The following is a 21,743-nucleotide window of genomic DNA, read 5'->3' as shown; positions in this document are numbered from 1 at the left end:
ATGGTTGCGGCGGCGTATCGTTACAGACTCAATCGAATGGCATGACGTATGCTGTAGGCTCAAACCAATATCTTTTACAGGGAGTGCTTTCGTGAAAATCGTGAACAAATTGCTGCTGGCAATGATGATTTCTGCTGCCGTTCCGGCTTTTGCTGCCGACGACGCATCGGCACCGCTGTTCGCCCTCAAGGAAGAGGACAAGCTGACGGTACAGGTCACCGCGATCGATGCGGCCAAGCGCAAACTGACAGTGCAGCTGCCGAGCGGCGAGCTTGCCGATATCGATGTCGGCGCCGAAGTACGCAACTTCGACCAGCTCAAGGTTGGCGACAAGATTTCGACCAAAATCAGCGCCGCGGTGGCTTACGAGCTGATCAAAGGTGGTGCCGGCGTTCGCGGCACGACCGAATCGACCGATTCCGCCCGCAGCGAGCCGGGTCAGCGTCCGGGTGGTGGCTGGGTGAAGACCGAGACGCTGACGGCCGACGTGGTTGCGGTCGACCGCAAGGCATCGCGCATCAAGGTCAAAACGCCCGACAACAAGGTGGTCGAGGCGAACGTGAAGAACCCGGCCGCGCTTGAGCAGATCGCCGTCGGCGACCAGATCGGCGTCATCCTGCGTCGCTCGATCGCAATCTGGGTTGAACAACCGGCGCAGTAAGCCATTCAGGATGAATTCGGGGTGCGCGCCTTCGCGTGCCTGTCATGCGGCGAGGTATAATCGCCGCATGACTACACCCCGATTCAAAACGCTCGAGGATTTCATCGGCAATACGCCGCTGGTCCGCCTCAAACGCCTGCCTGGCGATACGAGCAATATCGTTCTCGTCAAACTCGAGGGCAACAATCCCGCCGGTTCGGTCAAGGACCGGCCCGCGTTGTCGATGATCCGCCATGCCGAAGCGCGCGGCACGATCCGCCCCGGCGATACGCTGATCGAGGCAACCAGTGGCAACACCGGCATCGCACTGGCAATGGCTGCGGCGATGATGGGTTACCGGATGGTGCTGATCATGCCGGCCAATTCCAGCGTCGAGCGGGTCCAGACCATGAAGGCCTATGGCGCGGACGTCATCCTTGTCGAGGGGATGGAAGCCGCGCGTGACCTCGCAACACAGATGGTGGCCGAGGGCAAAGGGCTGGTGCTCGACCAGTTCGCCAACCCGGACAACCCTCTTGCGCATTACGAGACCACGGGGCCGGAAATCTGGCGTGATACCGAGGGTACGATCACGCATTTCGTCTCCAGCATGGGCACGACCGGCACCATCATGGGGACCGGCCGCTACTTGAAGGAAATAGCGCCGCAAGTCGAGATCGTCGGCGTGCAACCCACCGATGGTGCATCGATTCCCGGCATCCGCAAGTGGCCAGTCGAGTACGTGCCAGTGATCTGTGACTTCTCGCAGATCGATCGCGTCATGGAAATCGGCCAGCAGGAGGCCGAGGACATGACCCGCCGGCTGGCGCGCGAAGAGGGCATCTTCGCTGGCATTTCGTCGGGTGGTGCGCTCGCCGCCGCGCTGAAGCTGTCCAACCAAGTAGAGAACGCGGTGATCGTGACCATCGTCTGCGATCGTGGCGATCGTTATCTGTCGACCGGCGTGTTCCCCGCGTGAGCCCGTTCGACTGGATCGGCCACGTTGCCGGCGTCTGTACGACGTTTGCGTTCCTGCCGCAGGTGATCAAGGTGTGGCGAACGCGATCGGTCGATGACATCTCGCTCGGCATGTATTCGCTGTTCGTCTTCGGTGTGGCGCTGTGGCTGCTGTATGGCGTGGTGATCACGTCGTGGCCGCTGATCATTCCGAACTCGATCACGCTGCTGCTCGCCGGCTCGGTGCTGGCGATGAAACTTCGGTATTCGGTTGGGGCAAAACGATGACACCGGTCGATCTGCATTGTCACTCGAATGTTTCTGACGGTTTGCTGCCGCCGCGCGAGGTCGTGCGCAAGGCGTTTGAACGGGGCTGTCAGCTGTTTGCGCTGACCGATCATGACGATGTGCGCGGTCTGCCCGATGCGGCCGACGAAGCCGCCAGACTGGGTATGCGGTTCATCAGCGGCGTCGAGATCTCGGTCAGCTGGGGCAAGCATACGCTGCACATTGTCGGCCTCGGGTTCGACCCCGAGCACCCGGCAATCGTCGAGGGGTTGGCGGCCGTCCGGTCCGGCCGTGCCGAGCGCGGCGAACGTATGGCCGCATCGCTGGCCGCAGTTGGCATCGAAGGTGTGCTCGAAGGCGCACGCAAGTATGCCGACAATCCGGAAATGATCAGTCGCACCCACTTCGCCCGCTATCTGGTCGAAGCCGGCAAGGCCAAGGACACCAAAAGCGTGTTCAAGAAATTCCTGGTGCGTGGCAAGCCGGGGTATGTCGAGCACGAATGGGCCCGTCTGCACGAAGCCATCGAATGGATTCGCGAGGCAGGCGGCGTCGCGGTCTTGGCGCATCCGGGGCGGTACGAGCTGGGCAACGAGACCTTGCGTGTACTGTTGACCGAGTATCGCCGCCTGGGTGGCGAGGCGATCGAAGTCGTCTCGGGGAGCCACGGTGCAGCCGATGTCGGCCGGTTTTCGCGTCTGGCGCAGGAGTTCGGCTTTCTCGCATCCTGCGGCACCGACTACCACGCAACGGGTGAGGGTGCCCGCGAGCCGGGCCTGAATGCCGATCTGCCCATCGGCTGCGAGCCGGTGTGGACCCGCTGGTGGACGCCGTCAACGACAAACTTGCCCTGACGTCCGGGCTGCCGTCCGCTACAGTCGCAGCAGCACTTCAAGAAGCGAATCCATGTCCCAGTTCTTTTCGATTCACGCCGAAACACCACAGCCGCGCCTGATCAAGCAGGCGGTCGAGATCATCCGCAAGGGCGGGCTGATCGTCTACCCGACCGACTCGTGTTATGCGCTTGGCTGTGCGCTCGACAACAAGGATGCGCTCGAGCGCATCCGCCGTATCCGGCAGTTGAGCGACAAGCACCATTTCACACTGGCCTGTCACGACCTGTCGCAGCTGGGCAATTACGCCCGCGTCGACAACCGCACTTACCGGTTGCTCAAGAGCGCGACGCCAGGCAATTACACGTTCATTCTGCTCGCGACCAAGGAAGTGCCACGACGCGTCTGGCACCCCAAGAAGCAGACCATCGGGCTGCGCGTGCCGGATCATCCGGTGGCGCTGGCCTTGCTCGAAGAGCTGGGCGAGCCGATGCTGTCGAGTTCGCTGCTGCTGCCGGGTGAGGACGATCCGATGTCCGACGCCTGGGACATCCGTGACCGGCTCGAACACGACGTCGATCTCGTCATTGAAGGCGGTTATTGCGGCGTCGAGCCGACAACAGTGATCGATTTGTCCGAAGGCGCGCCGGTCCTGATGCGTGCTGGCAAAGGGCCGTTGGCACCGTTTGGCCTCGACGCCTGACAAAAATACGACTGGGAAAACAAATGGGTGATTTTGATCTGAACAGCTTTGTCCAGACGGTGTGCATCTGGGCGATTCCGGTGCTGTTTGCCATTACCGTGCACGAGGCCGCACATGGCTACGTGGCGCGCCATTTTGGTGACGATACCGCGTCGCGACTGGGGCGGATTTCACTGAATCCGCTCCGGCATATCGATCCGATCGGTACCGTTGCCTTGCCGCTGTTTCTGCTAGCGCTGGGCGGTTTCCTGTTTGGCTGGGCCAAGCCCGTGCCGGTGAATTTCGGAAAACTGCGCAATCCGAAACGCGACATGCTCTGGGTGGCTGCCGCCGGGCCGGTGTCGAACTTCGTGATGGCCATCGGCTGGGCGCTGTTGATGAAGATTGCGCTCGGACTCGAAGGCTTCGGCCTGCAGGAGCCGATGTTCCTGATGGGGCAGGCCGGTGTTTCGATCAACCTGACCTTGATGGTGCTGAATCTGTTGCCGCTGCCGCCGCTGGATGGCGGCCGCATCCTCGTTTCGCTGCTGCCGATGCGGCAAGCGATGTGGGTGTCGCGAATCGAGCCCTACGGTTTTTTCATTCTGATTGCGTTGCTGGCGACGAACACGCTGAGCACGATCATGGCGCCGCTGATGCGAATTGCCGCCATGCCCATTATGTTCATCCTGCATTAACTCACTGAATAACAAGGATTAGTACCATGTTTCCCGATCGCGTCCTCTCGGGTATGCGCCCGACCGGCAAGCTGCATCTCGGCCATTACCATGGCGTGCTGAAAAACTGGGTCAAGCTGCAGAGCGAGTACGAGTGCCTGTTCATGGTGGCCGACTGGCATGCACTGACGACGGCATACGATGACGTCAGCGTGATCGAAAAAAGCGTCTGGGACATGGTGATCGACTGGATTGCCGCTGGCGTGGATCCGGCGCATGCGACGATCTTCATCCAGAGCCGGGTGCCCGAGCACGCCGAGCTGCACCTGCTGCTGTCGATGGTCACGCCGCTGTCCTGGCTGGAGCGGGTGCCGACGTACAAGGACCAGATCGAGAAGATGAGCCACAAGGACCTCGGCACCTACGGCTTCCTCGGCTATCCGCTGCTGCAATCGGCCGACATCCTGCTGTATCGCGGCAATCTGGTGCCAGTGGGCGAAGACCAGGTGCCGCACGTTGAAATCACCCGGGAAATCGCCCGTCGCTTCAACCACGTATTCGGCAAGGAAGTCGGATTCGAGGAAAAGGCCGAAGCTGCGATCAAGAAGATCGGCGGCAAGAAAGGCAAACTGTACGAAGAGCTGCGTACCCGCTACCAGCAGGATGGCGATGTCGAGGCACTCGAGTCCGCGCGTGCCTTGCTGGCCGAGACGCAAAACCTGTCGCACGGTGACCGCGAACGCCTGTTCGGCTACCTCGAAGGTGGCGGCAAGATGATTCTGCCCGAGTCGCAGCCTTTGCTGACGGCGGCCAGCCGCATGCCGGGACTGGACGGCAACAAGATGTCCAAGTCCTACGGCAACACGATCAGCCTGCGTGAAGATGCAGACTCGGTCGCCAAGAAGATCAAACAGATGCCGACCGATCCGGCGCGGGTGCGCCGTACCGATCCGGGCGATCCGGCAAAGTGCCCGGTCTGGCAACTGCATCAGGTGTATTCGGATGATGCAACCAAGGCCTGGGTGGTCGAAGGCTGCAAGAGCGCCGGCATCGGCTGTATCCAGTGCAAGCAGCCGGTGATCGACGGCGTGCTGGCCGAGCAGGCGCCGATGTTCGAGCGGGCCCAGCCCTATCTCGAAGACCCGACGCTGGTGAAAAAAATCGTCGCGGACGGCTGTGAACGCGCCCGCGAGCTGGCGCGGGAAACCATGCGCGATGTACGCGAAGTCATGGGGCTGGCGTACAGCTGAGGATTGACAATGACGTTTACGATTCGCCCTGCTGGCGTGGCCGATGCCGCAGCCATTGATGAACTGGTGACTGCTGCCTTCGGCCAGCCGGGCGAAGCCGGTCTCGTTGCGGCACTGAATGCGGCAGGCCGGATCGATCTGGAGCTTGTCGCCGAGGCGGGCGGGCTGATCGTCGGGCACGTTTTGTTCTCGCCGATGACCGTGGAAGGTGTGGCAGGTGCGGTCACCGGTCTGGCGCCGCTGTCGGTAGCGGCAGACTGGCGCCGGCAGGGGCTGGGCAAGGCGCTGGTGGATGCGGGACTCGCGCAATTGCAGGCCAAGGGCGTGGTCGCCGCCGTGGTGTTGGGTGACCCGGCCTACTACGGCCGCTTCGGTTTCGTTCGCGCCGATCGTTTCGGACTGAGTTGCGAATACGAAGTGCCGCCCGAGTACTTCATGGCGCTGGAGCTGGTGCCGGGCGCGCTGGATTTTGCAGCCGGGGTTGCGCGCTACGCGCCGGAGTTCGCCACGTTGTGAGCGATGTCGACGCGGTCGGGTTGCCGCTGGCACATGTACTTGGCGAGCCGGTCCATCAGCTGCCGGCCGATCTGTACATACCACCCGATGCGTTGCGCGTACTGCTCGAGTCGTTCGAGGGCCCGCTGGATCTGCTGCTTTACCTGATCCGGCGACAGAATCTCGACATTCTCGACATCCCGCTTGCCTCGGTCACCCGACAATACATGCAGTACGTCGACGCCATGCAGTCGAGCCGGCTGGAGCTGGCGGCCGAGTACCTGCTGATGGCGGCGGTACTGATCGAGATTAAATCCCGCCTGTTGCTGCCGAAGCATGAGGAATATCCGGACGACGGGCCGGATTTCGAAGCCGATGACCCGCGTGCCGAGCTGGTGCGCCGCCTGCTGGAGTACGAGCAGATCAAGCAGGCTGCCTACGCGCTGTCACAGCAACCCTTGGTGGGGCGCGATTTCGAGTTCGTGGCCGTGCTGTTCGAGCGGGAAATGGTGCTGCGCCTGCCCGAGGTCGGGGCCGCCGACCTGCGCACGGCATGGCAAGCCATTCTGGCGCGTGCCAGGCGAAACCAGCATCACCAGATTACCCCGGAGTCGCTCTCGGTGCGAGAGCAGATGAGCGCCATTCTTCGAGTGCTTCAGGACGGCCGCCCTCATGAATTTACGGTGCTGTTCGATCCGGTTGCGGGCATCCCGTTGCTGGTGGTGACTTTTCTGGCGGTGCTTGAGTTGGTGAAAGAAGAATGCATTGTCGTCAGCCAGGAGGATGGTTTTTTGCCAATCTATGTACGGTTGGTGAGTGCGAGCCGGTCCGGAGGGGCGAATGAGCATTGAGTTGACGCCGAAGCTGGTGCTGGAGGCCGCCCTGTTGGTTGCACAGGAGCCCTTGGCCATGCCTGCGTTGCGACAGCTGTTCGCCGATGAACTCGGCAGCAAAGAGATTGCAAGCTTGCTGGCAGAGCTGGAAAACGATTGGGCCGGGCGTGGTGTTGAACTGGTGCAACTTGCATCCGGTTGGCGTTTTCGCAGTCGGGCCGTGCTGCAGCCTTATCTTGATCGCCTCAGCCTGGAGCGCGCACCGCGCTATTCGCGCGCGGTGATGGAAACCCTGGCCATCATCGCCTACCGCCAGCCGGTGACGCGCGGCGACATCGAGGAGGTGCGGGGTGTGGCGGTTTCCAGTGCGATCATCCAGAGCCTGAAGGAACGAGGCTGGATTGATGTTGTCGGTCACAAGGATGTGCCGGGCAGACCCGAGCTGCTGGCGACCAACAAGCGCTTTCTGGATGACCTCGGACTGCAGGCTTTATCCGAATTGCCGCCATTGTCCGAGTTGTCCGCACTGGTTGAGCCCGAGGCCGCAGGCACTGACGGAGTCTGAAACTGATGATGTGCGGAATGGTGTTCGCCTGTCGGGCGGATTGCTGCATATCAATCGCTTACATTGGAAAAGCGAAAATGAGTGACACCATCGCGGTAGGTATCGGTGCCGTTGCAATGTTTCTGGTCGGAAAATGGGTGATGGCCCAATTGGCCCGGAAAGGCGTACGGCGCTGGGTTCAGTACGCCGCAGGCGGCGCTGCCGCCATCGTGGTACTGGCGCTGGTCGTCGGGGTTCTTGCCCCCAACCGGGTACCGGCGTTGCCGCACGTCGAGGCCTCTGCCTCAGGCTGATTGCGTGACGAGCAGATAGGACGTGCGCTACCTGGGTGTGCCGATATTGCCTAGATTCAGGGCAGTATTGGCGCGCCGCAGATCGATCGCCGACCCTTCGTCGGGCGCTGTTTCGAGTCGAGCTGCCACGGGCGGCTCTTTTCTTACGTATTTACCTTACGCCGGACGATTGCCGCGTTAAAATCAGCGCCAACAGCACTGCGAAGCATTAGACGGGTTTTAAAGAATTGGACACGAAAACAAGCAAAACGAAGGACTCGGCGCATACGCCGATGATGGCCCAGTACCTCAAGCTCAAGGCGGATCATCCGGACAAGCTGGTTTTTTACCGGATGGGTGATTTCTACGAGCTGTTTTACGACGACGCGGTCAAAGCGTCCAAACTGCTCGATATCACGCTGACGACACGCGGCCAGAGCGCCGGCCAGCCGATCAAGATGGCCGGACTCCCTTACCATGCATGCGAGGGTTATCTGGCCCGATTGGTGAAGCTGGGCGAATCGGTCGCGATCTGCGAACAGTTCGGTGATCCGGCCACGACCAAGGGGCCGCTGGAGCGCAAGGTCGTCCGCATCGTGACGCCCGGTACGCTGACCGACGCCGCATTGCTGGATGACAAGCAGGAGAACCGCCTGCTGGCCATCGTCGCACTGAAGGGGCGACTCGGGCTGGCGTGGTTGTCGCTGGCGTCGGGCGATTTTGCGCTGATGGACACGGATGTCGAACGTCTGCCGACCGAGCTGGAGCGCTTGCGGCCGGCCGAGGTGGTGGTCTCCGCCGACACGGGCTTGGCCCTGTTCGACACGCTGGGCGTGCCGGTACGGCAGATGCCGCCCTGGCAGTTCGATCGCGACAGCGCGATCCGGACTCTGACACGCCATTTTTCGACGCACGATCTGGCCGGTTTTGGCGTGGGTGACGACATGCTGGCCATCGGCGGGGCAGGCGCCTTGCTGGAGTACGTACGCACCACGCAGGGCGGTGTTCTGCCTCCGCTGGCAGGGTTGCGCGTCGAGCATGCCAGCCAGTACATCGAGCTTGACCCGGCGACGCGGCGCAACCTCGAGCTGACCGAGACCATCCGTGGCGAGGTGGCGCCCACCCTGTTCTCGCTGCTTGACCAGTGCGCGACCAGCATGGGGTCGCGGACCCTGCGGCATTGGCTGCATCATCCGCTGCGTCAGCACGCGGCCATCCTTGAGCGGCAATCGGCGATCACGGCCTTGCTCGACACAGGCGCCGCCGAAGTACTGCGGGAAACGCTGAGCGGCATTTCCGACATCGAGCGCATTGCCGCGCGCATTGCCTTGCGCAGCGCCCGTCCGCGCGACCTGTCCAGCCTGCGTGACAGCCTGGCCTTGCTGCCGGCGTTGCGCGATGCGCTGCCGCAGACCGAATTCTTTGCAGGACTGTCGCAGGCGCTGTTGCCTGATTCCGAGATCCACGCGCAATTGACGGCCGCGGTCCAGCTTGAGCCCTCGGTCGTGCTACGCGAGGGCGGCGTGATTGCCGATGGATATTCGGCCGATCTGGACGAACTGCGAGGCATTCAGGCCAATTGCGGCGAATATCTGCAGCGGATGGAGTTGCTGGAGCGTGAACGGACCGGGATACCCACCTTGCGGGTCGAGTACAACCGCGTGGCCGGTTTTTTCATCGAGATCAGCAACGCCAATGTCGACAAGGTGCCGCCCGAGTATCGTCGCCGGCAGACCATGAAGAATGCCGAGCGTTACATCACGCCGGAACTCAAGGCATTCGAAGAGAAGGCGCTGTCGGCGCAGGATCGTGCACTGGCGCTGGAAAAACAGCTGTTCGAGGCCTTGCTCGATCGCCTGCAGCCGCAACTGGCGAGCTTGCGGCTGGCGGCGCAGGCCGTAGCGACGGTCGACGTGCTTGCCTGCCTAGCCGCGCACGCACAGGCGCGCGGCTATGTCGCCCCGGTGTTTGTCGACGAGGTGCGTATCGATATCGACGCCGGTCGCCATCCCGTGGTCGAGGCGCAAATCGACGACTTCATTCCGAACGGCGTGGCCTTTGGCCCGATGCGCAAGCTGCTGCTGATCACCGGCCCGAACATGGGTGGTAAGTCGACCTACATGCGCCAGGTTGCGCTGATCGTGCTGCTGGCTCACGTCGGCAGCTACGTACCGGCAACCAGTGCGGTGATCGGCAAGGTCGACCGGATTTTTACCCGGATCGGTGCATCGGATGATCTGGCTGGCGGGCGCTCGACCTTCATGGTCGAAATGACCGAAACCGCCAACATCCTCAACAACGCCAGCGAGCACAGTCTGGTGCTGATGGATGAAGTCGGTCGCGGTACATCGACGTTTGACGGTCTGGCGCTGGCGTGGTCGATCGCCCGGCAGCTGATCGAAAAGAATCGTGCATATACGCTGTTTGCCACGCACTACTTCGAGCTGACCCGGCTGGCGCAGGATTACGCGATGGTCGCCAACGTCCACCTCGACGCGGTCGAGCACAAGGACCGCATCGTGTTCCTGCATGCGGTGCAGGAAGGGCCGGCTTCGCAGAGCTACGGCGTTGCCGTGGCACAGCTTGCCGGCGTGCCGCGAGAGGTGATTCGTCAGGCAAAGCGCAAACTGACGGAACTCGAGCAGTCGAGTCCGGGTCATGCGCATCAGGGGGATCTGTTCAGCGTGCCGATTGAAGTGGCTGTGGAACCCGAGACACATCCGCTCGTCGAAAAAATGGCGGCGATCGATCCGGACGATTTGTCCCCACGTGCCGCACTGCAGCTTTTGTTCGAGCTCAAAGCAATGCTTTGATTTGTGCAATAAAGTTCATATTCACAACCAGATCACAAATACCGTTCGCCGGACTAAGCTAAAACCATATTCAGTAGCGAACGCAACGAGGAGCAACAACGTGGAAGCCGTACAGAATGGGCAGTCTGACAACGACCAACGGGAAGTCGATCCGTCGGAAATCGATGAGGGCATTGCACGATTTCTGGGGATTGATCCGGGTTCGGATACTTTCCGGCTGGCCGACGTCCGCAACAAAGCCACCTCCGAACTCAAGGCGCTGGGTGATGCGCTGATTGCACACCTCGACGCCATCGGTGTGCGAATCCCGCCGGCCGTCCAATTGATTGGTGGCGAGGCCGGGCAGATCGTGGTCGCCAGCGAGCACGGCGAAAAGGCCGCGATCGAGGCGCGGATCAATGGCGATACGCGTGTACTGAAGACATTCAAGGAAGTCGAGCTGCTGTTCGAAATCCTTCGCAAGGCAGAATTGCGCGGGACCGAGCGCTTCAAATCGCAGCAGTTCAACCTGGGATTGACCAGCCTCGGCAGCATTGCCTTCTTCACCGAGGTCTGATCGGCCACGGGCTGACGACAGGGCCGCCTTTTCGCGGCCCTGTTTGTTTGGCGGTCGGCGTGATGCTTGCAGGCTGTCCGCGATATAATCGCCTGTTATTTCCGGATTACTGAATACATGAAAACCACCCGTGCCCGTCGCCCTCAGCCGGCGATTCGCGAACAGAAGGCGGCTGACCAGCAGCGAGCCGGGCTCAAAAGCCGCAAGCCGGCGCCATCCGCTGCGGATGAATTCACCAGTGGTTACAAGCCGCGTGATGCCAAGCCTGCGCCGGGGACATCGCCGCGCGCAGCGACAACGACAGGGGCAGCTGCCGCTGCCGCTGCCGCAGAGGCACCTCGCGGCGGTCGCGGTGTGGCGACCAAGGCGAAGCGCATGAAGATGCGCGCCGGTTCGCAGCACGAAGTCGCGGTGCAAAAGCAGCTTCGCGCGAAGCGGCTGACCTCGGCCCAGGTGGGCGAGGAACGCTTGCAGAAAGCGCTCGCATTCAGCGGTATCGGCTCGCGCCGGGATATGGAAGAGCTGATTGCGGCTGGCCGGGTCAGCGTCAACGGCAAGATCGCGGAGCTTGGCGTCAAGGTCAAGCAGGCCGACGAAGTCCGTATTGATGGCAAGCGCGTCACCATGCGCTGGCAGGATCGCCTGGCGCGCGTGGTGCTGTATCACAAGCAAGAGGGCGAGCTGGTGACACGTGATGATCCGCAGGGTCGCCTCACGGTCTTTGATCGCCTGCCGCGACTGTCGTCCAGCAAATGGGTGGCGGTCGGCCGACTCGACTTCAATACCAGCGGCTTGCTGATTTTCACCACGTCGGGCGATCTGGCCAACCGGATGACGCACCCGCGTTTCGAGATGGAACGCGAATACGCGGTCCGCGTACTCGGCGAACTTACGGACGAGCAGATCGCCGAACTGCGCAAGGGCATCACGCTCGACGACGGTCCTGCCAAATTCACCCATATCGAGGCGCAAGGCGGCGAGGGGATGAACCACTGGTATCGCGTAGTCCTCAAAGAAGGCCGCAATCGCGAAGTGCGGCGGATGTTCGAGCACTTCGGCCTCACCGTATCGCGGCTGATGCGGGTGCGCTTCGGTGCGCTGACGCTGCCGGGGCGGCTCAAGCGCGGACAGTTCTACGAGCTGTCCGAGACCGAGGTGCTGGCCGTGATGAAGTGGGCCGACCTGAAGCTGAACGGTGAAGCCAAGGATCACTGAGCATCCCATGAGCAAGGCATTCACCCGGGAAGACGATCGTGATGACGACGAGCTGCCGGCCGAACTGAAGGTGCCGGTCGGTAGCAAGAACTACATGACGCCGGGTGGCTGGCGGCGCCTCAAGACCGAGCTTCATGATCTGGTGACCAAGCAGCGGCCCGAGCTGACGCAGATCATCAACTGGGCGGCCAGCAACGGCGACCGCTCCGAGAACGGCGACTACATCTACGGCAAGAAAAAGCTGCGCGAGACGGACCGGCGCATCCGTTTCCTGACCAAGCGGCTGGAGAATGCCGAGGTTGTCGATCCCGAGCGCAGGGAAGCAACCGATCAGGTGTTCTTTGGCGCAACGGTCAGCTATTTGCGCGAAGACGGCAGCGAAGAAACGGTGTCGATCGTCGGCGTCGATGAAACCGACCTGAAACGACACTACGTCAGCTGGACCGCGCCGATCGCCCGAGCCTTGCTGCGCGCACGCGAGGGCGAGACGGTGGCCTTGCGGCTGCCGGGTGGCGTCGAAGATATCGAAATCGTCGAGGTCAGCTACCTGGCGCTGGAAACCGAAAACCCTAGCTGATACAGAGCTGATTTCTGTTTTGCGCAAGGCTTTCCGATTCGATATGCTGCGCGCATGAAGCGCACTCCACACAGCAGCCTGTTTCGACGCGTTCTCCGGAATATGGCATTCCGGATCGCCGTTGTATCGTTGGCGATTTCGGCCGTCAGCTACTACTACAGCTATATGCGGCTGCAGGAAGAGGCGCTGGGCAACCTCGAAAAGTACATCAAGGCACGCAGCCAGATCGAGAGCGAGCCTTTCCTTCAGGCCGAAACCAATACCAAGCTGCTGCGCAACGAGTTCATTCGCCGCTACGCACAAATGCAGGGTGTTGATGTCAGCGAAGCATTTCATGCATTGATGAAGCAGGACCGCGACGGCATGTGGCGCGTTCGGGTCGAGCGCGACGATTTCGAGTACCGCGCAACCATTGCGCTGTTGCCGCGAGTCGAGCTGACGCCCGAATTCATGCGGCAGGTCATGCTGGGCTACGATTTGTTGAGCCAGTACGGCCCGGCGTTCCGCAATCGCTACTACGACACGTTTATCGATCTCAACGTATCCGACGGCAGTCTGATGTTTCTGCCTGATTTGAATTACGCCCGGAATGGCTCCGTAGCGGACTTCGAATTCGATCTGGAAACCGAGGTCGGCGCAACGCCGGCCCGTAACCCCGAGCGCAAGACTTTCTGGACCGGCATCTACTTCGACAAGCAGGCCATGCAATGGATGGTCTCGGTCGTCACGCCGATCGACTACTTGGGGCGCTATGTCGGTAGCGCAGGGCAGGATCTGCTGCTCGACCAGCTGATTGCCCGAACCAATAGCGTTGGCATCCCGGGGACGACCAATTTCATCGTGACACGCCAGGGCGACCTGATTGCCCACCCGGACCGGATGGCGCAGATCGAAGCCATGCGCGGGCACTACAACCTACGTGACGCGGATGACGCATCGCTGAGGGACATGTATTCGGTCATTGCCGCGGCGACCCCGAAGCAGCTGTTTGTCGAGAGCCCCGATGGTCAGTCCTGGCTGGGCATGGCGCAGATCCGCGGGGCGGACTGGCTGTTCGTGACGGTCTACCCCAAGCGGTTGCTGCAGGAAAAGGCGGCGCTGGCGGCCAGCATGGTGCTGTTGCTTGGTCTGGTTGCATTGCTGATCGAGCTGGGGTTGATGGCCTGGGTGCTCAAGGTCGACGTCGCCCGGCCGCTCGGGCGCCTGAAGGCCGCGATCCAGTCGCTGGCACAAGGCCGTCACACCCACCCGCTGGATACCGCACGAACGGATGAATTGGGCGAACTGGCGCGCAACTTCGACGCCATGGCGACGACGATTGCGCAGCATCGGCAGAATCTGGAGGCGCAAGTCACGACGCGGACCGAAGAGCTGGCACAGCGCAATGTGCAGCTTGAACTCGTCAATGCCGAATTGTCGCGGCTGAACGAGGAAAAGAACGAGCTGCTGACGATTGCCGCGCATGACCTCAAGAACCCGGTGGCGAGCATTGCCGGTATGGCCAATCTGATCGGCAGCAAGTTTGATGTCTGGCCGAAGGAGCGCGTACGCGACCGTCTGGCCGGTATCAGTCAGCTGGCCAATCGAATTCAGCGCATTCTGGGCAATCTGCTCGATATCAATACGCTGGAATCGGGGCAGTACCGGTTGACGCTCGAGCCGGTCGCAATTGATGAGTTGATGAGTGAGTTGCTGGCAAGCTGGGAGGGGCGGCTGGAAGAAAAACAGCAGCACTGCGGCTACCAGCCGTGTGGCTTGGTCGTTCAGGCTGACCGGCAGGCTTTGTGGCAGGTACTGGACAATCTGATTTCGAACGCATCCAAGTACACACCGCATCAGAGCAAGATCGAAATCACCGCCGGGTTGTCGCTCGGTATGGTCGAAATCGCGGTCAACGACCATGGTCCGGGCATTGCGCCTCACGAAATGGACAAGCTGTTCCGCAAATTCGGTCGCCTGTCGGCGGTCCCGACCGGGGGGGAGCATACGACCGGTCTGGGGCTGTCGATCGTCAAGCGTCTGGCCGAAGAAATGGGTGGCGGTGTGCGCTGTGGCAGTCTGTTCGGCCATGGCACGACATTTACCGTGTCGCTTCCGCTGCCGGACGGGTCTGATCTGCCGGCGCCGGGCAATTCGGCCGAGACGTTGATGGCTGCGGGCGGTAAAATCGGCGTTTGATGCGATTTTACCCGGGGCCGGATTGACCCCGGACGGAGCACTCTCATGCGGCAGTACCTCGATCTCTTGCAGCACGTTATCGACCACGGCACTCGAAAGGATGACCGCACCGGCACCGGTACGCTGTCGGTGTTCGGGCACCAGATGCGTTTCGACCTCTCGCAGGGTTTCCCGCTGGTGACGACCAAGAAAGCCCACCTGAAGTCGATCATTTACGAATTGCTGTGGTTCCTGCGCGGCGAAACCAATAACAACTGGCTGAAGGAGCGTGGCGTTTCGATCTGGAACGAGTGGGCGCGCGAGGACGGCGAGCTTGGTCCGATCTACGGTTACCAGTGGCGCAGCTGGCCGACGGCAGACGGCCGGCATATCGACCAGATCGCCGACGTGGTCAGAACGCTGAAAACCAACCCGGATTCGCGCCGCATCATTGTTTCGGCATGGAATGTCGGCGAGATCGAAAACATGGCGCTACCGCCGTGCCATGCGTTTTTCCAGTTCTACGTGGCGGACGGCAAGTTGTCGTGCCAGCTGTACCAGCGTAGCGCCGACCTCTTTTTGGGGGTGCCATTCAATATCGCGTCGTATGCACTGCTGGTGATGATGATGGCGCAGGTCTGCGACCTCGAGCCGGGCGATTTTGTCTGGACCGGCGGCGATTGCCACATCTATCTGAATCACCTCGAACAGGTGCAGACCCAGCTTGGCCGCGAGCCCCTGCCTTTGGCGACGATGAAGCTGAACCCGGAGCGCAAGGACATCTTTGCTTTTGAGTACGAGGATTTCGTGCTCGAAAACTATCAGTCTCACCCGGCAATCAAAGCGCCGGTGGCCGTCTGATGGAGCTCGCCGTCATCGCCGCCATGGCGCAAAACCGGATCATCGGCATCGACAACAAACTGCCCTGGCATCTCCCTGAAGACCTCAAGCACTTCAAGGCACTGACAATGGGGGCGCCCATGCTGATGGGGCGAAAAACCTTTGAATCGCTCCCGGGGCTGCTGCCCGGGCGGCGCCATCTGGTGATCACCCGCAATACCGATTGGAGGGCGGATGGCGCCGAGGCCTTTACGAGCATTGATGCGGCGCTAAACGCTTGCGCTGGCGACGAAAAGGCGTTCGTGATCGGCGGCGGTGAGATCTATCGGCAAGCGCTGCCGCTGGCGAAAGTGCTCTACCTGACCGAGGTGGCGCTCTCTCCGGCGGGCGATGCGACTTTCCCGGAGATTCCAACGGAAGAATGGCGTGAGATCGAGCGCGTTGCACAACGAAGCAGCAAGGGCATCGACTTTGCTTTCGTGACGTACAAGCGGGCTTGAGGATTCTTGCCCAATAAAAAAACGGGCTCGGGGCCCGTTTTTTTACTGGGGGTCGACTCACGACTCCACGAATTCGAGCAGCTCCGAGAACCGTTCGATCACATGGTCGGCGCCCAGTGCGCTGACGTCGCTGCCGTAGCCATATGCCACCGCAACAACCGGGCAACCGGCCGCGCGCGCGGCAAGGATGTCGTTTTTCGAATCGCCGACCATCAGCATTTCGTCCTTGGCGACACCGAAACGGTCGAGCACATGCTGGAGCGGCAACGCCGACGGCTTGCGCTCAGGCAGGGTGTCTCCGCCGACAATGACTTCAAACCGCTCGGACACGCCGAGCTCCCGCAATAGTGGCAGGGTGTACCGCTCCGGCTTGTTGGTGACGATGGCCAGCGGCAGCCCCAACTCGTGCAGTGCATGCAGCGTTTCCTGAACCTGCGGATAGAAACGCGTCGCAATGGTCAGGCCGGCCTTGTAGTGCAGGTCAAAGCGCTGCATTGCGTGCTGCTGCTCGGCCGAATCGGTCCACTGCGCTGTGTAATCATCGGCCAGCGTGCGAGCAACCAGACTGTGCGCTCCGTCGCCGACATAGCTCTCGACAGTGGCTTCGGCCAGTGGTGGCAGGTCGAGATCGGCGCGAGCTGCGTTGGCGGCACGGGCAAGGTCGGCAATTGAATCGACGAGGGTGCCGTCGAGGTCGAATGCAAGGGCGCGAATAGTCATGGCTGGCGGAAAGGGGATGAACCAGCCTGCATGATACGGGAGAAGTGCGGGAGCGGGACTTGATCGCAGGCCAATCAATACCAGATGGTTGCCAGTAGGGTTGCCAGCCACAGCGTAAGTTGCAATGCAAAACCGATGGCAAAACGCCGGATCAGCCGCTGCGTGCCCCGCCAGCGCGAGTCGAGTGTGCGCGGAGTTTCGGGCGCAATGCCGCCCAACAGCGTGGCCATGGCTTGATCGAATACCCGTGCATCGCTATCGGGGCGGTAGAGCGTACGAAACAACGCGGCATCGAGCGCAAGTCGGGCAGCAAGATACTGCACGACGAGTCCCAGCAGCAGCACGCAGACCATCATGCCTGTCAGCCAGCCGGTGGCCGGAACCAGCAGCAGACCGGCATGGAGCATCACCGCCAGCGCCAGCCAGCCCAGCCGACTGCAGCTGTCCAGCAGTGCAATCAACGTGCCACCAGCGCAGGGGTGGGCGAGGTCGAGATCGTTCAGCGACATGCCGCACTCCAGCTCAGCAGCGCAGCCCGATGCCCGGCCTGCAGGACCACGCCGGGATGCGACTCCTTCAGGTGCTGCATGGCGTGCTCGACACTCGGTTTGCCGCCATGCGCAACCAGCCAGGCCGCGACCACCACGGCGCTGCGCGACAGCCCCAGCGCGCAATGCACCAGCACCGGGCCGTGTTGACGCAAGTCTTCCAGCGCAGCAACGGCGCGGGTGAGTTCGTCGACGGTGGGGGGCAGCAGATCGAGCAAGGGCACGCTTCGATAGGCAAGCGAGCGGGTGGCCGGGCTGCGCGGCAACTCGGCGGCAAGATCGAGCACCGCAGCGTAGCCGGACAATGAGGTTTCGTCGGGCCAGCAGCCGAGCGCCACTTCGTCAGTGACCCGACTGGAGGCGGTGATGTGGCGTCGGTAGCAGTGGAACGAGAGTCTGGCGCCAAGCCGCTGCGGGCTCAGCAGCAAGGTCGCCGCCAGTGTGTTGCTGCCATCGCCGGCTTTCTGGAATACCGAAGGTCCCAGCAGGGCATAGCCGAGCGCCACCATGGCCAGCGCCGCGGCTGGCCAGGCCGCCAGCCAGCTCCAGCCTCCCCAGATCAGTGCAATGGTGCCGAATGCCAGCGCGCCAGCCAGGTAGCGCAGGGCCAGCGAGCGTGCACGTGCCGCATCGGCGGTGCGCCAGCGCACCCAGTGTCGCGATGGCATGGGGAGCAGATAGCAAACCGCAATGCCAAGCGCGAGGCCGGTAGGTACATCGAGCAGGTGGTGTTGCCAGGTCGTGAGCACGGAAACGCCAATCAGCACGCACCAGCCGTGGATCAGCAGATGCCATCGCGGCGCGGCGTGCGCGATCAGCCGCAGCCAGATCACATAAAGCAGTGCGATATGCAGCGACGGCGCCTGATTGAACGGTTTGTCGAACATGCCGAGCGCCGTGAACATCTGCCCGAACACACCGCTGACTTCCGGTCGTTCCCAGCCGAAACGCAGCGGCCACAGCACGAAGCACAACGAGGCAAGCGCCGTCGTCAGCAGCAGTCGCCAGGCCTGAATGCGCACCTCGGCCCGGCTGCTGCCGATGACAATGGAGACCGCGTACATCAGGTCGATGGACCAGTAGGGCAGGATGGTCCACGGCCAGAACGGGATGTAGTCGCGCTCCCAGCTGAAAGCCACATTGCCGACTGCATGGGCCGGCAAACCGGCTGCGTACTGGTTGGCTTGGCCGTAGAGCAGGAAAAAGGTCGGCCCGGCCAGAATCAGCCAGAGTAGTCGGTAGCGCCAGCTCGGGCGAACCGCGGAATCAGCGTTGCTTGGGGCAGTCATGGCGAGTGGCTGGGGGCAGGAAGGGTTGTCTCTCAGACCGCCGGATGGGCCGTCAGCCCTATCTCGCGGCTCAACGCAAGAAAGCGGTCCAGCTTGGCACTGCGGACCAGTACGATCTGCCGGCGTGCATCAATTGCCTGGGCGAAATCGACCGGTGTATAGGCGGGGGCGAGCGCTGCAGAAACCTGTTGCCAAGCGCCGGCCTCGTCGAGACCTGCCAGTGCGTCAGGGGCGAGTTCGAGCTCGTCCTCGCCGAAGGCGTCAACGATCTCGGCGTACAGTTCCACCGCCGTGTGGCCGCGGAATACCAGACCGCCTTCCAGTTGCTCCAGCAACACCCACTGCCACAGCGGCATGGCCGCTTCGCCCAGTTGCGCCTTGAACGCAGGGTAGCCGCTGGCAGCGTCGGCAGCGAGGTAGGTCTCGGCATCGGCGGCGGCCTGGTCGACCTCCGTGGCCATGGCATCGAGGTCGGCGGCATCAAGCCCGCCATCGGCAAGGAGGTCAAAGAGTTCGTGGATACGTTGTTGCATGGGTCGGGTCCGGAGGGTCAGAGGGGCAGGCCGTGGCCGCATCGTGTGTCGTTGCGGTCGGCAACGCATCTTCTCTTTTTCGCCGTGCCAGCGAAACGGTGAAAACCCCCCATTCGTCGATGCGTTGCGTCAGCTTTTCGAAGCCGGCGGCCTCGACTAACTGGTCCATCTCCTGTTGGGTCCGGCGACGCATCACCCATGGCTGGTGGCTGCGATGGCTGGTCAACGAGCGGGCGATCAGTTCCAGCTGCGGATGCCACGGCTGGTTGGTGTAGACGAGGTAGCCGCCTTCGGGGACCGCATCGGCCAAGCCCTTGAGCGAGGCAAGAATGGGCGGGTTGTCCGGGAACAGCTCGTACAGGCCGGAGACGATGGCGAGCGTGGGGCGCGGCGTCAGGCTGGAGAGGCTGTCGCGGTCGAATGCATCGCCCTGTACGAAGCGTGCTTTGGCGGTCAGCCCACGCTCGGCGATCAGGCGGCCGCCTGCCTCGACGTTGATCGGGCTGTAGTCGCGCAGCAGGATATGCTCGGCATCGGGAATGCCGGTGAGCGCGTCGAGCACGTAGCGGCCGTGGCCGGCGGCGATGTCGACTACGCGGATCGTCGTGTGCGCCTCGCGCAGCGCATCGGCAGCCTGGGTAATCAGTTGCTGCAGATGCTGCTTGCGTACGCGAATGCCGCGCCAGCCCACACTGTCGAGATAGATTCTGTCGGCAAGCTTGCCCAGCGGCGTCGTGCCTTCGATGCTGTTGCGGTACACATAGTCCAGCGTACTGCCCGAATCGAATCCGGTGTCGAAGCCGAGCTTGATGCCGCGCGACAGGCTGCCCAGCGTGCGCATGTTGAGCCGTGTGGCGCCGTAGTACAGCGCCTTGGGCGAGAGTGGCGACAGCGGTTGCTGCAGCGCGCGGTACTCGCTGGCCGTGTAGCCCTGGCGGTCGGCAGCAAGCAGATCGGGCACGCTCGGCATCGTGGCGTACAGCCGGTCGAGAAAGACACGTATCTTGTCGAAGGCGAGGTGGCGGTCCTTTTCTCCCAGCGTGTCGTGGTAGAACCCGCCGAGAACGTGCTTTTCCTTCACCGTGCTGCCCAGCCGGTCGAAGAATTCGTGCTGCGGGCCGTGGTGCACGACCCAGTCCGCACCGGAAATCAGCAACTGCGTTGATACCGTGATGGCGCCAGCGTCGGCTACCACACGGTCGGCCGCCTCGTAGAGTGCCAGCAGGATGTGCGAGGCAATCGGTCGGGTAATCAGCGGATCGCTCTCGTAGGAGGCAATGCGCTCCGGGTCGTGGGTAAGGAATTTGGCCTTGACGTAGCTGTTGACGAAGAAATTGCCACGCAGCTTTTCCATCAGGCGCAGGCCTGGCCGCGCCAACGGCACGTAGAGCTTGACCTTGAACGCCGGCGAAGCCAGAACAATGCCGCGGATTTTCGGTGCATAGTCGTGCACCCAGGTCGAGACCAGCACGGCACCGACGCTCTGCGCAATGACCGTTACAGCATCGAGTGGCACACCCGCGACACGGGCCGCATGGCGAACGAACTCGTCGACATCACGCACCGAGGTGGCGAGGCTGGGGCTGAAGCCGCGTTCGCCCGGCGATCGGCCATGGCCACGTGCATCCCAGGCGAACATCGGAACGTCGGGCAGATCCAGTTCGTCGACGATGTGCTGCAGCCGGCCAGAGTGCTCGTGGCCACGATGGAACAGCACGATGACTCGGCCCGGCCGACCGCCTTCAACCGCCGGCCAGTGGCGATAAAACAGCGCCTGTTGATCGAAGGTCTGGAATTGGTGTTCTTCAGCGTGGCGCATCGGGAGCTCCTTGGGGGTCTTCGGCCAGCACGGCGGCCTTGCGCTGCAGTGCGGTAAAACGGGCTTGCAGCTCTGCCTTGAAGGCCGGTTTGTCGTCCTGCCAGAGCAGTGGACGATCGACATGGACATCGACGAAAAAGGGCACCGGAATGTGCGCACCCTTGGCCATTGCGCGCCCCAAGCCGTGCATGAAAACCGGCACGATGGGAATGTCGGGAAAGCGGCGCCCCAGATACCAGAGGCCGGACTTCAGTTCGGACATGCGCTCGGGCTCGCCACGCGTTCCTTCCGGAAACAGCACCAGCACCTGACCGGCCTTCAGTGCCGCATAGCAACTTTCAAGCGGGTCGGTCTGCTTGCTGGCGCCGCCGCGCACGACGGGGATGATGCCGATCACCCGGGTTGCGAACCAGGCGAGCAGCCGGTGGCGCAAAAAATAGTCGGCAGCGGCGGCCGGCTGCACGTTCAGTACTTTTGAAAGCGGGAACAGCGTGTAGAGCGTGAGGATGTCGAGATGGCTGTTGTGGTTGGCCACCACGATGGCGGGCCCCTTGAGCGGCAGTCGTTCGCGGTGGCGCAGCGTCAGCCCGAGCCAGACCAGTACCACCGGCCAGGCTACGCCGATGATGAAGGCGAGCCGCAAGGCGTTGTGCCAGAGCCGGGAGAGTCGGGAGTCGGCCACGA

At 62.2% G+C, this 21,743-nt stretch carries 24 protein-coding genes; 18 read left to right on the top strand and 6 right to left on the bottom strand.

The window, feature by feature from the left end:
* The first annotated feature begins 91 nt into the window (after positions 1 to 91).
* From JMJ54_RS01245 to JMJ54_RS01160, 18 genes are all read left to right on the top strand, one after another.
* Positions 92 to 661, top strand: a complete 570-nt coding sequence (locus tag JMJ54_RS01245) for a hypothetical protein (RefSeq protein WP_203536132.1) — start codon at positions 92 to 94, stop codon at positions 659 to 661.
* Positions 662 to 728: 67 nt separating this feature from the next.
* Positions 729 to 1,619, top strand: coding sequence for a cysteine synthase CysM (gene cysM, locus JMJ54_RS01240; RefSeq protein WP_203536131.1), 891 nt, complete (start codon positions 729 to 731; stop codon positions 1,617 to 1,619).
* Entirely contained in the window at positions 1,616 to 1,885 is a 270-nt protein-coding gene (locus JMJ54_RS01235) for a SemiSWEET transporter (protein ID WP_203536130.1), read from the top strand. Before cysM ends, JMJ54_RS01235 begins: the two co-directional genes overlap by 4 nt.
* Positions 1,882 to 2,739, top strand: a complete 858-nt coding sequence (locus JMJ54_RS01230; RefSeq protein ID WP_203536129.1) for a 3',5'-nucleoside bisphosphate phosphatase — start codon at positions 1,882 to 1,884, stop codon at positions 2,737 to 2,739. Before JMJ54_RS01235 ends, JMJ54_RS01230 begins: the two co-directional genes overlap by 4 nt.
* Positions 2,740 to 2,791: 52 nt before the next feature.
* Entirely contained in the window at positions 2,792 to 3,421 is a 630-nt protein-coding gene (locus tag JMJ54_RS01225; protein ID WP_203536128.1) for an L-threonylcarbamoyladenylate synthase, read from the top strand.
* Positions 3,422 to 3,444: 23 nt separating this feature from the next.
* Entirely contained in the window at positions 3,445 to 4,098 is a 654-nt protein-coding gene (locus JMJ54_RS01220) for a site-2 protease family protein (protein ID WP_203536127.1), read from the top strand.
* A gap of 26 nt (positions 4,099 to 4,124) precedes the next feature.
* Complete coding sequence (locus JMJ54_RS01215) at positions 4,125 to 5,327, top strand: tryptophan--tRNA ligase (protein WP_203536126.1); 1,203 nt, start codon at positions 4,125 to 4,127, stop codon at positions 5,325 to 5,327.
* A 9-nt stretch (positions 5,328 to 5,336) separates the two neighbouring features.
* The gene (locus tag JMJ54_RS01210; RefSeq protein WP_203536125.1) at positions 5,337 to 5,843 is read left to right on the top strand and encodes a GNAT family N-acetyltransferase; all 507 of its coding nucleotides are present in this window, start codon (positions 5,337 to 5,339) and stop codon (positions 5,841 to 5,843) included.
* Positions 5,840 to 6,673, top strand: a complete 834-nt coding sequence (locus JMJ54_RS01205) for a segregation and condensation protein A (RefSeq protein ID WP_308437951.1) — start codon at positions 5,840 to 5,842, stop codon at positions 6,671 to 6,673. Before JMJ54_RS01210 ends, JMJ54_RS01205 begins: the two co-directional genes overlap by 4 nt.
* Entirely contained in the window at positions 6,663 to 7,220 is a 558-nt protein-coding gene (gene scpB, locus JMJ54_RS01200; protein ID WP_203536124.1) for an SMC-Scp complex subunit ScpB, read from the top strand. Before JMJ54_RS01205 ends, scpB begins: the two co-directional genes overlap by 11 nt.
* A gap of 77 nt (positions 7,221 to 7,297) precedes the next feature.
* Positions 7,298 to 7,513 (top strand): hypothetical protein, encoded by a 216-nt coding sequence (locus JMJ54_RS01195; protein WP_203536123.1) that lies wholly within the window; start codon positions 7,298 to 7,300, stop codon positions 7,511 to 7,513.
* Between the two features lie 272 nt (positions 7,514 to 7,785).
* A complete protein-coding gene (mutS, locus tag JMJ54_RS01190) occupies positions 7,786 to 10,305 on the top strand; it encodes a DNA mismatch repair protein MutS (protein ID WP_203536122.1) in 2,520 nt (839 codons plus the stop codon).
* Between the two features lie 100 nt (positions 10,306 to 10,405).
* The gene (locus JMJ54_RS01185; protein WP_203536121.1) at positions 10,406 to 10,861 is read left to right on the top strand and encodes a hypothetical protein; all 456 of its coding nucleotides are present in this window, start codon (positions 10,406 to 10,408) and stop codon (positions 10,859 to 10,861) included.
* A gap of 117 nt (positions 10,862 to 10,978) precedes the next feature.
* Positions 10,979 to 12,076 (top strand): 23S rRNA pseudouridine(2605) synthase RluB, encoded by a 1,098-nt coding sequence (gene rluB, locus JMJ54_RS01180; RefSeq protein WP_203536120.1) that lies wholly within the window; start codon positions 10,979 to 10,981, stop codon positions 12,074 to 12,076.
* A 7-nt stretch (positions 12,077 to 12,083) separates the two neighbouring features.
* Positions 12,084 to 12,653, top strand: coding sequence for a transcription elongation factor GreB (gene greB / locus JMJ54_RS01175; RefSeq protein WP_203536119.1), 570 nt, complete (start codon positions 12,084 to 12,086; stop codon positions 12,651 to 12,653).
* 102 nt (positions 12,654 to 12,755) lie between these two features.
* Positions 12,756 to 14,831, top strand: a complete 2,076-nt coding sequence (locus JMJ54_RS01170; RefSeq protein WP_203536118.1) for a sensor histidine kinase — start codon at positions 12,756 to 12,758, stop codon at positions 14,829 to 14,831.
* A 45-nt stretch (positions 14,832 to 14,876) separates the two neighbouring features.
* Entirely contained in the window at positions 14,877 to 15,671 is a 795-nt protein-coding gene (locus JMJ54_RS01165; protein WP_203536117.1) for a thymidylate synthase, read from the top strand.
* Complete coding sequence (locus tag JMJ54_RS01160) at positions 15,671 to 16,150, top strand: dihydrofolate reductase (RefSeq protein WP_203536116.1); 480 nt, start codon at positions 15,671 to 15,673, stop codon at positions 16,148 to 16,150. The genes JMJ54_RS01165 and JMJ54_RS01160 overlap by 1 nt, the downstream gene beginning before the upstream one ends.
* Before the next feature lie 57 nt (positions 16,151 to 16,207).
* Here JMJ54_RS01160 and JMJ54_RS01155 read toward each other — a convergent pair whose 3' ends face one another.
* The 6 genes from JMJ54_RS01155 to JMJ54_RS01130 form a co-directional block, all read right to left on the bottom strand.
* Complete coding sequence (locus JMJ54_RS01155) at positions 16,208 to 16,870, bottom strand: phosphoglycolate phosphatase (protein WP_203536115.1); 663 nt, start codon at positions 16,868 to 16,870, stop codon at positions 16,208 to 16,210.
* A 74-nt stretch (positions 16,871 to 16,944) separates the two neighbouring features.
* Entirely contained in the window at positions 16,945 to 17,379 is a 435-nt protein-coding gene (locus JMJ54_RS01150; protein ID WP_203536114.1) for a hypothetical protein, read from the bottom strand.
* Positions 17,370 to 18,707 carry a phosphatase PAP2/dual specificity phosphatase family protein gene (locus JMJ54_RS01145; protein WP_203536113.1) on the bottom strand — a complete coding sequence of 446 codons (1,338 nt, stop codon included), beginning with the start codon at positions 18,705 to 18,707 and terminating at the stop codon, positions 17,370 to 17,372. Before JMJ54_RS01145 ends, JMJ54_RS01150 begins: the two co-directional genes overlap by 10 nt.
* Before the next feature lie 32 nt (positions 18,708 to 18,739).
* Positions 18,740 to 19,240, bottom strand: a complete 501-nt coding sequence (locus JMJ54_RS01140) for a hypothetical protein (RefSeq protein WP_203536112.1) — start codon at positions 19,238 to 19,240, stop codon at positions 18,740 to 18,742.
* Positions 19,212 to 21,059 carry a bifunctional alpha/beta hydrolase/class I SAM-dependent methyltransferase gene (locus JMJ54_RS01135; RefSeq protein WP_203536111.1) on the bottom strand — a complete coding sequence of 616 codons (1,848 nt, stop codon included), beginning with the start codon at positions 21,057 to 21,059 and terminating at the stop codon, positions 19,212 to 19,214. Before JMJ54_RS01135 ends, JMJ54_RS01140 begins: the two co-directional genes overlap by 29 nt.
* Positions 21,046 to 21,741: a lysophospholipid acyltransferase family protein gene (locus JMJ54_RS01130; RefSeq protein ID WP_308437950.1), complete on the bottom strand. Its 696-nt coding sequence runs from the start codon at positions 21,739 to 21,741 to the stop codon at positions 21,046 to 21,048. The genes JMJ54_RS01135 and JMJ54_RS01130 overlap by 14 nt, the downstream gene beginning before the upstream one ends.
* Positions 21,742 to 21,743: the final 2 nt, after the last annotated feature.

This window comes from Jeongeupia naejangsanensis (genome assembly GCF_016865585.1).
GTDB classification, from domain to species: domain Bacteria; phylum Pseudomonadota; class Gammaproteobacteria; order Burkholderiales; family Chitinibacteraceae; genus Jeongeupia; species Jeongeupia naejangsanensis.
The sequence above is the reverse complement of the archived record's forward strand: the minus strand, read 5'-3'. Positions and strand labels throughout refer to the sequence as shown.